The 11,965-nt window shown below is 68.1% G+C and carries 12 protein-coding genes; 6 read left to right on the plus strand and 6 right to left on the minus strand.

Features of this window, described 5'->3' with window-relative positions; genetic code table 11:
- Positions 1 to 8: 8 nt before the first annotated feature.
- Positions 9 to 878, minus strand: a complete 870-nt coding sequence (locus tag F8566_RS06115; protein WP_151558866.1) for a helix-turn-helix domain-containing protein — start codon at positions 876 to 878, stop codon at positions 9 to 11.
- Between the two features lie 446 nt (positions 879 to 1,324).
- On the opposite strand from F8566_RS06115, the gene F8566_RS06120 reads away from it, so the two are divergent.
- Both F8566_RS06120 and F8566_RS52820 read left to right on the plus strand, forming a co-directional pair.
- The gene (locus tag F8566_RS06120) at positions 1,325 to 1,960 is read left to right on the plus strand and encodes a hypothetical protein (protein WP_151558868.1); all 636 of its coding nucleotides are present in this window, start codon (positions 1,325 to 1,327) and stop codon (positions 1,958 to 1,960) included.
- 357 nt (positions 1,961 to 2,317) lie between these two features.
- Positions 2,318 to 2,575, plus strand: coding sequence for a DUF397 domain-containing protein (locus tag F8566_RS52820; RefSeq protein WP_151558870.1), 258 nt, complete (start codon positions 2,318 to 2,320; stop codon positions 2,573 to 2,575).
- Positions 2,576 to 2,628: 53 nt separating this feature from the next.
- On the opposite strand, the gene F8566_RS06130 is transcribed toward F8566_RS52820, so the two are convergent.
- A complete protein-coding gene (locus F8566_RS06130; protein WP_151558872.1) occupies positions 2,629 to 3,291 on the minus strand; it encodes a hypothetical protein in 663 nt (220 codons plus the stop codon).
- A 321-nt stretch (positions 3,292 to 3,612) separates the two neighbouring features.
- On the opposite strand from F8566_RS06130, the gene F8566_RS06135 reads away from it, so the two are divergent.
- The 3 genes from F8566_RS06135 to F8566_RS06145 all read left to right on the plus strand — a co-directional run bounded on the left by F8566_RS06135 (position 3,613) and on the right by F8566_RS06145 (position 5,125).
- Entirely contained in the window at positions 3,613 to 4,479 is an 867-nt protein-coding gene (locus tag F8566_RS06135) for a helix-turn-helix domain-containing protein (protein ID WP_151558874.1), read from the plus strand.
- A 39-nt stretch (positions 4,480 to 4,518) separates the two neighbouring features.
- The gene (locus tag F8566_RS06140) at positions 4,519 to 4,737 is read left to right on the plus strand and encodes a DUF397 domain-containing protein (protein ID WP_151558876.1); all 219 of its coding nucleotides are present in this window, start codon (positions 4,519 to 4,521) and stop codon (positions 4,735 to 4,737) included.
- Between the two features lie 166 nt (positions 4,738 to 4,903).
- Positions 4,904 to 5,125: a DUF397 domain-containing protein gene (locus F8566_RS06145; RefSeq protein WP_151558878.1), complete on the plus strand. Its 222-nt coding sequence runs from the start codon at positions 4,904 to 4,906 to the stop codon at positions 5,123 to 5,125.
- Positions 5,126 to 5,204: 79 nt separating this feature from the next.
- Here F8566_RS06145 and F8566_RS06150 read toward each other — a convergent pair whose 3' ends face one another.
- From F8566_RS06150 to glmS, 4 genes are all read right to left on the minus strand, one after another.
- Entirely contained in the window at positions 5,205 to 6,647 is a 1,443-nt protein-coding gene (locus tag F8566_RS06150; RefSeq protein WP_151558880.1) for an alkaline phosphatase PhoX, read from the minus strand.
- 124 nt (positions 6,648 to 6,771) lie between these two features.
- Positions 6,772 to 7,728 (minus strand): ABC transporter permease, encoded by a 957-nt coding sequence (locus tag F8566_RS06155; protein ID WP_151558882.1) that lies wholly within the window; start codon positions 7,726 to 7,728, stop codon positions 6,772 to 6,774.
- A gap of 5 nt (positions 7,729 to 7,733) precedes the next feature.
- The gene (locus F8566_RS06160) at positions 7,734 to 8,840 is read right to left on the minus strand and encodes an ABC transporter ATP-binding protein (protein WP_225992908.1); all 1,107 of its coding nucleotides are present in this window, start codon (positions 8,838 to 8,840) and stop codon (positions 7,734 to 7,736) included.
- Between the two features lie 76 nt (positions 8,841 to 8,916).
- Complete coding sequence (gene glmS, locus F8566_RS06165) at positions 8,917 to 10,761, minus strand: glutamine--fructose-6-phosphate transaminase (isomerizing) (RefSeq protein ID WP_151558884.1); 1,845 nt, start codon at positions 10,759 to 10,761, stop codon at positions 8,917 to 8,919.
- Between the two features lie 201 nt (positions 10,762 to 10,962).
- Here glmS and coaA point away from each other — a divergent pair, with 201 nt between their 5' ends.
- On the plus strand, positions 10,963 to 11,901 hold the full coding sequence (gene coaA / locus F8566_RS06170; RefSeq protein ID WP_192809536.1) for a type I pantothenate kinase: 939 nt from the start codon (positions 10,963 to 10,965) through the stop codon (positions 11,899 to 11,901).
- Positions 11,902 to 11,965: the final 64 nt, after the last annotated feature.

The following is an 11,965-nucleotide window of genomic DNA, read 5'->3' on the forward strand; positions in this document are numbered from 1 at the left end:
CGCGAGCCTCAACCCGCCCATCGCTCCGCGTTGACCCGATGGATGAATTCGATCGATTGCTGCGCATCGAGGCTGCGTTCGACCAACCACTGGAACTCGCGCCGATATTCGTGAGCCAGGGTCTCGTCCTGGATCTGGCTGGATGTCCGGCTCTCTATGTGGACCATCGCCGGGAATTGGACCTCATACGCGGGGGCGTATTCCAGGAGGATGAACGTGCTCAAGCCTGCACCGTGATCCGCGTCCAGAGGCAGGACCAAGAGATCAACATTGGGCAACGCAGCCAATTCCACCAGCCGTTCCAATTGCTGACGCATAACGCCGTTGTCACCCACACGGCGCAGTAGGACGGCTTCGTCGAGCACGACGGTCAGCGGCAGCGAACGCGGCGGCTCGATCAGCTGCTGGCGCCGGAGGCGGACCTGCACGTAGCGCTCGATGGCTGCGGGTGGGCGCGGCATGACTTCGTCCCAGCCGAGAATGAGGCGACGGGCATAGCCCTCGGTCTGCAGGAGACCGTTGACGACCTGGCTCTCGAACGCCAGCACCGAGTCGGCTTCGTCCTCCAGCGCGATGTACGCGGCCTGGTCGTCTCGCAGTTCCGGATAGTCGCCCCACCAGCCCTTTTTGCTCGCTGCCTCCGCCAGTGCGAGCAACTCCCCACGGATCCGCTCCGTCGCCCCGTACAGCTTGAGCATGCGCTTGAGGTCGGACTCCCGGACCCCGATGCGCGCCGTCTCGATGCGGCTCACCTTGGAGGCCGACCAGCCCAGCCGCCATCCGACGTCATCCGTGCTCAACTCGACTTCCTCGCGGAGTCGTCGCAAGGCAACGCCCAGCCGCCGCTGACGAACGGTCGAAGCTCGCGCCGTGGGCATCCCGGACTCCATGGAGATCCGGCCGACAATGGACGCCGGCCACCGGTTGTCGACTTGTCTGGTCGTATGGAATCTGTTGAGTCGTCTTACTCTGCAACTGACGCTGCACGTTGCAGTCTTTAGATTATGCCACCACCAGCGGTACGTGTGAGTCCTTGGAGACGTGGACTTCAAGACCGAATGTAACCGTCGAGATAGGTTCTGCTGGACCCGTTGACTGCATGAGGCCGTGCATGTTGCACGACCGCGTTTTATGAGGCATATAAGACAGTAAGGGGAGTACGGACGTCCTGGAAACTCCGGGACGCATCACGCGAGCGGTGCCCGCGTACAGCAACGAGGCGGTTACCGGGCCACGCCACGACTGTGGCGATGACCTCCACCTGTGGCGACCTTCTTCAACCGGGGACGGGCCGGGATCCGACCGGCCGATTGAGAGGGACACCTTGAGCGGCAGCCTTCGCGGGCCCCTTCACCGCAGCATTCTGGCACTGGACCTCGAACGTTCGTCCGCCCGGAACAACCTCATCAAGGTGGAGCAGCGCCGCGAGCTCTACCACGTACTTCGAGAGGCGATGAGGGCTGCCGGCATCGACGAACATTATTGCGAACCGATCGCGGACCGTGGCGATGGTGTGCTCGTTCTCGTGCACCCGGTCGACGAAGTCCCGAAGTCGCGGCTCCTTGTGCCGCTGATCCCCGAATTGACGAGATTGCTTGTCGATTACAATGACGCACTGCCCGTAGCGGAACGTGCGCTTCGCCAGTTGAGGATGCGCGCGGTGGTCCACGCCGGTGATCTCCTCTGTGACGATCACGGCCTTTTCGGCACCGAACTGGACGCGGCCATCCGACTTCTGGACTCCGACGTGGTCCGAGAACTCCTGCGGGAGACCACGACTCCGCTCGTCCTGGTCGTCTCACAGCAGATCTACGAGTCGATCGTCATTCACGGATACGATGGCATCTCCCCCGAGTCCTACCACCGCGCCGTCGAGGTTCACGTCTGCGGACTTACCCGCCACGGGTGGCTGCACGTCCCAGCGGGTCACGGCCAGCCGATCCCCATAACTGCGGCCTGAACTCCAGCCTGCCTTCGGCATATGAAGCGGCGGAAATGTTATTTCAGCCACCTTCCGCACAATGCTGTCCCTGGTGAGCCATAGCCACTACCGTCCACCCAGACACTCCTCCCATACGGGCACTTCTCGCCCAAGCGTTTCGTCCCGGGACCAAGGCCTACTTGATCCGCCCACCCACAGCCTGAACGGGACGTCCCAGCAGTGGGGGGCATGTATTCGGCCTACCGGAAATAACGTTTCGGCAAAAGCGCTATCCCTACGCCACCGTAACCTGCCAGTCTCCCTTCGTCCGGGCACTCCGTCCCGGCTGAGGCCCGGGATGGCAGCCGCCTTCCCACAGCATCAAGGGGTGATGAAGTGGCGGCTGCCAACGCCCTTTCTCCTTCTGCCTTTTCCAACAGAGGTTCTAGAGCTGCGAAGCAGCTCACCCCGTGGAAGAAGAGCAGAGCCTGCCAGGCGAGCAATGGGTGCGTGGAAATGGCGAGCTTCGCCTTGGGAACAGCTGGGGCGCGGGACAGCGTGCTCGGCCAGGAAAGCCCAGTCCTGACATTCACACAGCCCGAGGTGCGCGCCCTATTCAGGAGAATCAAAGCCGGAGATCTCGACCTTCACTGAATACGGCGGACGAGGAATAGCAGGCCCGCGAAGCCCATTCTCACGTCCCGGTGCTAGGCGGCGGTGTGGTCGAGGCCGGTGAAGGTGTGCGGGTCCTGAGGGATGAGTTTCAGGGCCTCGGTGGGGACGTGAACCCAGCCTTGGCGGCGGCGGCCCGCCACTTTGACGCCGACGTCGGGGTGGTAGGTCTCCGGGGAGATGCCGTCGTAACCGTGTTTGACGATGGTCTGGTAGATGTCCTCGGAGACGACCAGGACGAGCGGTGCCGGTACGGATTCGAGGCACTTCTTGAGGGCTCTGGCGTCGAGGAGGCGGCAGGCGACGTCGAGGGCCTCGCCGAAGTAGCCGTACGCGTCGCGGTGGATCTCCCCGGCGTGGACGACGGCGCGGAGGCGGAGGCCACGGCGCGGCCGTTCGTCGGGCGGAAGGCCCAGGTTGTAGTCGACCAGCTGGCGGGCGAGCTCGGGGATGAGGCGGCTCAGCAGGTAGGTCTTGGGGACGCCGTCGTCGGGCTGGATCAGCGCGAGCACCCCGTCGCCGCGGTCCTCGAACGGATCGCGCTGCCGCGGGCCGATGCCGGCGCGGGCCATGGCCTGGTCCAGCATGCGGTAGACGTGCCCGCGCAGCTCGCCTTTGATCGGGTTGGTCCGGAGCGGACTCGTCGAGCGTTCCATGTCGACGGCCAAGATGCTCCGGTGCAGCGGGAGATTGTCCACCGGACCCCTCCATTCTCCGGCCGGTCGGCCGGCAACCTTCGAGGGAAGACCACATGGTTGTGATCTCGGATGACCCGGCGAGGCGCCGTTGCCCGCCTTCGTCCGACCGGGCTTGTGACCCCGTCGAACACCCGGCCGTTCTGATGATCGGCCGCTTGGTTAGATTGTGAACATCTGTAGGTTGCTGTGCAAGTTACAGTGTCATGTACGGTGACGAATCCTTCGGCGCCGTAGAAACATCGCCACCCGGCTTGCGTCGTCGCCCCCCTCCCGGGGCAGACTGCGCACAAAGCAACCCGTTGGGCGGGAGAGGCCGCAGCCATGAGCGCATCCCCACGTCCTTCCGTCCGGCAGCGGCGCCTGGCGGCCGAGCTCCGCAGGCTCCGCGAGGAGCGGCGGCTGACGGGAGACGACGTCGCAGCCGAGCTGTCGTGGAGCACGGCGAAGGTGTCCCGGATCGAGAACGCGCGCACCGGCGCCCGGATCTCCGACGTCCGCCGGCTCCTGCGTCTCTACCAGGTGAACGGGCAGCACCACGACGAGCTCATCGCGCTCGCGGAGGACGCGGCGGAGAAGGGCTGGTGGGAGGAGTACCGCGATCTGATCGGCGGCTATCCGGACTTCATCGCGATGGAGGCCGAGGCCAACTCGATCAAACAGTGGGAGACCCACACGATGCCGGGCCTGCTGCAGACCGAGGAGTACGCCCGCGAGGTCATCTCCGGCTGGAATGCGATCGCCACCATTCCACCCCGTGAGATCGACCGCCGGATCGAGGTGCGGATGCGCCGTCAGGAGATCCTGCGGCAGTCCCCCCGCCCCGCCGAACTGTCGGTGGTCATCGACGAATCGGTGCTCCGACGGCGGGTCGGTGGCACATCGGTAATGCGGGGCCAAATTGAACACTTGCTCGCCATCACAGAACTCAACAATGTACGTCTTCGAGTGCTGCCCCTGGAAGGCGCCCATCCGGTGATGGAGGGATCTTTCATACTCCTTGAATTCGCCCCTGTACACGACGTGATCTTTCCCGATGTCGTGCACACGGAGAGCCTGGCGGTGAGCCATTTTGAGGACGAGATGACCACGCACATGTATCGTCTCGCCTACCAGGCTCTATGCGACTCCGCCTTGGACTACGCGGATTCCAAACGGTTCATTGCGGCGTCACTCGGGCTCTGGCGATAAGAAATCTGTCGCTAACCTATCTCACCCAAAGGACGTCTCGTGACCTCCGCTGAAAACGATCCGATCTCCTGGCGGAAGGGCAGCCGTTGCGCTGCCAACGGTACCTGCGTGGAAATCGCAGGCGCCTATGCCCCAGGTACCATCGCCGCGCGCGACGCCAAGCACGGCGAGGCCAGCCCTGTGTTGCTCTTCTCACCCGGGGAATGGCGTACGTTCACCGATCGGATCAAGAGCGGGGAGCTCGACCTGTCGCGCTGACACCACCCGCCACCCACGCCGGGGCGCTCGCCGGAGAAGACTTCCGGCGGCGCCCCGTCGCCGTACATTGGCCACCTCTGTCCAGGTGATCTTTCCGGCCATGGGGTACAACATGGTGTGGCAACGACGCCGGTTACCTCCCAACCATGCTCCAGAAGGAGGTGGGATGCGGCCCGACTCGACATCCCCGGCCCACTGGCGGACGAGCGCGCACAGCGTGGCGAACGGCACGTGCGTGGAGATCGCCCGGCTCGCCGGCCCGATCGGTCCGGCGATCGGGATACGCGACAGCACGCACGGTGGGAACGGTCCGATGCTCACCTTCGGCCCCACCGAATGGAGGGCGTTCACCGCCCGAGCGAGGGCAGGCGGATTCGACCTGTCCTGATCGAATGACCCCGACCTGACGGAAGGGTGCCGGCCAGGCGCGTGGTCGGCACCGCTTCGTTCCCAGGCAAGGCGGTTGATCAGAAGGGGCCGTGGTGCCAGGGGCCCCAGATCGCGAAGCTCATGCCGACCTTCGACTGGATGTTGACGAAGAGCGTCCTGCCGTCCGGGGAGAACGTGGAGCCGGCGAACTCGGCGCCCGTGTCCTCCTTGACGGGCTCCAGGCGGCCGAAGTCGAAGAGGTTCCCGCGCTGCGTGAGGCCCCGCAGGTAGTTGTCGCCCTCGCCGTCCTCGCAGAGGACGAGGGCGCCGCGCCTGCTGTGGGTGATGTTGTCGGGCAGGTCGAGCCAGGTGGCGCCGGGTGACTCCACGACGAGGCGGAGCCTGCCGCTGCGCGTGTCGTACGCCCAGACCTGGCCCCGGCCGTCACCGAAGCCCGAAGGCGCCGGCTCGGTGACCCGTGCTCCGCCCTGCGTGGAGACGAAGTAGACCACGCCGTGGGCGTAGATCGCGCCCTCCAGCCGGGAGAAGAGTGCGCCGCCGCCGGCACGGCCCTGCTTGCCGACCGCCTGGATCGCCTCGTCGTTGCTCGGCTTGCCGGTGAACGTGGGGTCCGGGTCGTCGATGTCGACCCACGTCGTCTCGTACACCGCGTTCCTGGGCTGGCCCAGTGAGAGGTCGGCCCCGGGGCGGCCCTTCACCGCGAGCATCTGGAGACGGCCGCCGTCGAGGAGCCGGCCGGTGCGGAGGGGGTTCTTCGGCGGCAGGTAGCGGTAGAAGCCCGAGGCGAAGTTGAAGTTGTCCTCGGTCATGTAGATGGCGCCCGTCCGCGGGTCGCAGACGGCCGACTCGTGTGCGAAGCGGCCCGCGTTGCGGATCGGGCGCGGCGTGACCCGGCCGCGCGTCGGGACCTCGAAGAGGTAGCCGTGCTTCTGCTTGAGCTTGCTGTTGTCGCCGCCGGAGAAGTCGTTGCCCACGTCCGGGCCGTTGATCGTCTCCTCGCAGGTGAGCCAGCTGCCCCACGGCATCGGGCCGCCCGAGCAGTTCATCTGGGTGCCGCCCAGGCTGACGCGGGAGTCCAGCACTTCGCCGTACGGGGTGACGCGCAGCGTGCAGGTGCCGCCGCCCGCGGCGGAGTCGTACACCTTGGCCGGGTCGCCGAACGCGCCGACCGGCCCGTTCACCTCGTGGTTGCGGACCAGGATCACCGAGCCGCGGCTGCCGCGGAAGGCGGCCATGCCGTCGTGCTTGCCGGGGGTCACGGTGCCGTCGCTCAGTGTGGAGCCCGCCGGGTTGAACGAGCGGTAGCGGAATCCCTGAGGCAGGTGAAGCCGGACCTCGCCGTCCCTCAGGTCGCGCACAGGGCGGAGTGGCCCGTAGCCGCGGCCCCGCGCGGGCGCGCCGCCGTTGCTCACCTTTTCCGCTCGCTCCGTGTGCGCGAGGACACCCTGGAACGGTCCCGCCGTCAGCGCCGCTCCGGCGGCCACGGTCGCTCCACCGGCCAGGAAATGACGCCGATCCATCCCGGACTTCCCTTCGTCAGGTCAACGTTCTCCGGGAATTTACCGACCATTCACCACATGAGACAGTCCGCGAACAGGCACGTCATCCGATTGTGATCGCGCTCGCGGTGCACGGACGCCCTGTTCAGGCCACCCGGATGCCCTCGGGAAGGGTGCGCGCCGGGGCCCGCAGCCGCCGCGCGCTCACCCATACGGCACCGCCCGCCAGCACCAGGTTGAACCCCAGCCCGTACGGCCAGACCGGCCCCACGGACTCCTCGTCGCCATCGTCCCCGGCGCGGGCGTCCCGTACCGACCGCCCGATGTCACCGAGCGGGTCGGCGTCCGCGGCACTGCGGCCGATGTGGTCCACGCCCCGTTCGGGCAGCCTCGGCGTCGCGTCGGCCAGGATCACGACCGGGTTGGGCGCGAGCAGCCACCACACGTACTCGGTGTGCTCCTCGGAGTATGACCGGTACCTGCCGTCCACCGGCTGGGCCGTCAGCGGCACCGCCAGCGTGAACAGGAGCGGGGTGACCACCAGCAACCCGAACACCGTCATGTACGACATCAGCACCGAGGTGATGCTCCGCGCCAGCAGCGCAGACCAGCCCTGCGAGATCGCGCAGACGATGCCGACGAGCAGGGCCACCACGATCACCACGACCACGAAGCGCCCGATGCCGATCGCGCCCTCGACGACCGGCAGGAACAACGACGGCAAGGTGAGCCCCAGCACGACCAGCCCGGTCCCCCACGCCGCGGCCAGCTTCCCCAGCGCGATCTCGCCCGCCGTCAACCGCGTGACCTGGAGCGTGGCGAGCGTGCCGCGCTCCCGGTCCCCGTTGATCGTCTGCGCGCTCAAAGCCGGGGTGACCAGCAACGTGAGGACCAGCACCGCCAGCAGCACACCGCCGAACATGATGACGCCCTCTTCGACGTCCCAGTCGAAGCCCGCGGAGCTCTCCAGCGCCAGCCGGAAGAGCAGGGCGAAACCGTTCACGACGACGAACCACACCAGCAGGAGCACCTTCCAGCGACCGGTCCGCAGCCGCGTGCGGATCTCCTGCCGTGCCACCAGGCTGATTCCGTGCGCTGTCATCGTTGCTATCTCCGGCTCTGCGTCATGTTCTCGGTCATGGCCAGGTACGCCGACTCCAGCGCGCTCCCGACCGGCCCGAACGCGACCACGCGCACACCCTCGGCGATCAGCGCCGCGAGCAGATCGGCCGCCTCGTTCTCCGTCAGCGGACCGACCTCCGCACCGCCCGGCAGGTCGCCGACCTCGCCGAGCCCGGGCCGGGCGGCCAGCCGCGCCGCGAGGCCGTCCCCCTCCATCGCTCTGATGCGCCAGCGCGCGCGTCCCATCCCGTTGGGGCCGGACGCGACGAGGTCGGCCATCCGGTGCTCGCCCACGGTCTGGCCGTGGTCGACCAGCACCACCCGGTCGGCGATCTCCTCCAGCTCGCTGAGAATGTGGCTCGACACGAGGACGGCCACGCCCTCGGCGGCCAGCGAGCGGAGCAGGTCACGCAGCTCGACGCGCGAACGGGGATCGAGCCCGGAGGCGGGCTCGTCCAGCAACAGCACCCGGGGCCGGTGCACCAGCGCGCGGGCCACGCCCAGCCGCTGCTTCTGCCCGCGCGACAGCCCATGGACGGGCCGCCCGAGCTGGTCTTCCAGGTGAACGAGCGACAGCAGCGCCCGGACCCGGCGCGGCTTCTCGCCCTTGGGCAGCCGGTACGCGTCGGCGAAGAACGCCAGGTATTCGTCGACCGTGAGCTGGTCGTACACCCCGAACGTGTCCGGCATCCAGCCGAGCGCGGACCGCGCCTGCTCGGGATGCGTGCTCAGGTCGTGGCCCGCCACGCTGATCCGGCCCGCGTCCGGGGCGAGCAGCGTCGCCAGGATGAGCAGCAGGGTGGTCTTGCCCGCCCCGTTGGCCCCCACGAGAGCGGTCACCTGACCGTACGGGACGGTCAGATCAAGCCCCCGCAGGGCGGGCACCGTCCCGAACGCGCGGAACACCCCGCGTGCCTCGATCCCGTGCTCGCCCCCATCGGGGCCGCCCGGTGCCCCATGGGGACCGACCGGCGCCCAATGAGGGCTGCCCGGCGTCCCACCAGGGCTGCCCGGCGCTTGATATGGGCTGCTGGGCTCGGTCCATGCCGTGGAGATCAGCTCCTGCCGCGGCACGGCGTTCGGTTCGGCCACCCGGCCACCTCCCGCGCGATGACTATCCCCTTCCGACGCGGGGACGGACGCGGGCGGTTCCGGGAGGTTCAGGCCGTTATTCGACCGTGACGGACTTGGCCAGGTTGCGGGGCTGGTCGACGTCGTGGCCCTTGGCGGTGGCGAGCTCGCAGGCGAAGACCTGGAGCGGCACGGTGGTCACCAGGGGCTGAAGCAGGGTCGGTACGGCGGGCACGCTGATCAGTGTGTCGGCGTAGGGATCGACCGAGTGGTCCCCCTCTTCGGCGATCACGATCGTGCGGGCGCCACGGGCACGGATCTCCTGGATATTGGAGACGATCTTGTCGTGCAGCACGTCGCGGGCGCGCGGCGGCACCACCACGATCACCGGCAGGCCCTCCTCGATCAGCGCGATCGGGCCGTGCTTGAGCTCGCCGGCGGCGAACCCCTCGGCGTGCATGTAGGCCAGCTCCTTGAGCTTGAGCGCGCCCTCCAGCGCGACCGGGAAGCCCACGTGGCGGCCCAGGAACAGCACGCTGCGCTCGTCGGCCAGCGACCGGGCCAGCGCGCGCACCGGCTCCATGGTCTCCAGCACCTTCTCCACCTTCTCCGGCATCCGCTCCAGGAGCTGGATCATGGCGAAGACCTCGTCGCCCCACTTGGTGCCGCGCACCTGCGCGATGTAGAGCGCGATCAGGTAGACGGCGACGAGCTGGGTCAGGAACGCCTTGGTGGAGGCGACCGCGATCTCGGGCCCGGCGTGCGTGTAGAGGACGCCGTCGCACTCGCGCGGCAGCGTCGAGCCGTTGACGTTGCAGATGCCCAGCAGCTTGGCCCGCTGCTCGCGGGCGTGCCGGACGGCCATGAGCGCGTCCATCGTCTCGCCGGACTGCGAGATCGCGATGACCAGGGTGGTCCGGCTCAGGATCGGGTCCCGGTAGCGGAACTCGCTGGCCAGCTCGACCTCGCAGGGCAGCCCGGCCCAGTGCTCGATGGCGTACTTGGCGATCAGTCCGGCGTGGTACGAGGTACCGCAGGCGACGATGATGATCTTGTCGACCTCGCGCAGCTCCTGGTCGGTGATGCGCATCTCGTCGAGCGTGAGCCGGCCGTCGGCGCCGATGCGGCCGAGCAGGGTGTCGGCGACCGCGCGGGGCTGCTCGGCGATCTCCTTGAGCATGAAGTAGTCGTAGCCGCCCTTCTCGGCGGCGGACACGTCCCAGTCGACGTGGTACTCCTTCACCTCGGCGGGCTTGCCGTCGAAGTCGGTGACCGTCACGCCGTCCCGGCGCAGCTCGACGACCTGGTCCTGGCCGAGCTCCATGGCGTTGCGGGTGTGCGCGATGAACGCGGCGACGTCACTGGCGAGGAAGTTCTCGCCGTCGCCCAGCCCGACCACCAGCGGCGAGTTGCGGCGCGCGCCGACCACCAGCTCGGGGTCCGAGGCGTGCACCGCGACCAGCGTGAAGGCGCCCTCCAGGCGGCGGCACACCCGGCGCAGCGCCTCGGCCAGGCCGATGCCGCCCTTCAGCTCCTCCTCCAGGAGGTGCGCGACGGTCTCGGTGTCGGTGTCGGAGGCCAGCCCGTGGCCCCGCTCCTCCAGCTCCGCGCGGAGGGTGGCGAAGTTCTCGATGATGCCGTTGTGGATCACCGCGACCGACCCGGAGCAGTCGGTGTGCGGGTGCGCGTTGCGGTCGTTGGGCGGCCCGTGGGTGGCCCACCGGGTGTGCCCCATTCCGAGCGTGCCCGCCGGCGGCGCCTCCTCCTCCAGGAGGTTGCGCAGGTTGACGAGCTTGCCCGCGCGCTTGGCCGTCGACAGTTCCCCGTCGGACACCAGAGCGACCCCGGCCGAGTCATAGCCGCGGTACTCCAGCCGGGCCAGTCCCTCCATCACGACCTCGACGGCCTGCTTCGAGCCCACGTACCCCACGATTCCGCACATGGCGGCAAGCCTATTCGGTGTCCGGCCCCCACGCGCGCGCTGGCCACCTGCGGCAGGGCGCCTGCCGTCCCCCGGCGCGACACGCCGGGCCGCGCCCGCGCCTACCTGCAAGGGCTTTGCGGCCGTCCCTCCAGTGTGAACGGCGATCGGGAAACCGTACGTCCAGCTGATCTCAGATGACCCGGTGGTTACTGTTCAGCCATGACGAGCGGATGGGACGGCGTGCCGAGCCCCTATGTGGAACTCTCGCGGGAGGCTTGGCTGGGGCTGCGTGAGAACACGCCGCTGCCCCTGACGCCCGGCGAGCTGGACGCCCTGCGCGGGCTGAAGGACCCGATCGACATCACCGAGGTCGAAGAGGTCTACCTGCCGCTCTCGCGGCTCCTCAACCTCTTCTTCCTGTCCGACGGCGGCCTGCGCGACACCGTCAGCGGTTTCCTCGGCGAGCCGGTCCAGCCGACCCCGTTCATCATCGGCGTGGCGGGCAGCGTCGCGGTGGGCAAGTCGACCACCTCGCGGCTGTTGCGGACGCTGCTGGCGCGCTGGCCCGAGCACCCGAGCGTGGAGCTCGTCACGACCGACAGCTTCCTGCATCCGAACGCCGTGCTGGCCGAACGCGGGATCATGGACCGGAAGGGTTTTCCCGAGTCCTACGACCGGCGCGCCCTGGTCCGCTTCGTCTCCTCGATCAAGGCGGGCGCGGAGGAGGCGTCGATCCCGATCTACTCCCATCTGGAGTACGACATCGTGCCCGGCGCCCGGCAGACCGTGCGCCGCCCGGACATCCTCATCGTCGAGGGTCTCAACGTGCTCCAGGCCCCGCCCGCCGGATCGCTCGGCGTCTCCGACTTCTTCGACTTCTCGATCTATGTGGACGCGCGGGTCGAGGACATCCGCCAGTGGTACGTGGAACGCCTGTTCGCCCTGCGCCGCACGGCGTTCACCGACCCCCGCTCGTACTTCCACAAGTACGCGCAGCTGGACGAGGACGAGGCCGCCGCGTTCGCCCAGCGCGTCTGGCGGGACATCAACGAGATCAACCTGGTCTCCAACATCCTGCCGACCCGTGCCCGCGCGACCCTCGTCCTCCACAAGGGTCGCGATCACTCGGTGGAACGCATCCGCCTGCGCCGGATCTGACGGCCTTCCCCGCCCCGTGAAAGACCAAGCTGGCGCTTGGCCGCTATACGGCTGTTATCCGACA

The organism is Actinomadura rudentiformis (assembly GCF_008923185.1).
Taxonomy (GTDB): domain Bacteria; phylum Actinomycetota; class Actinomycetes; order Streptosporangiales; family Streptosporangiaceae; genus Spirillospora; species Spirillospora rudentiformis.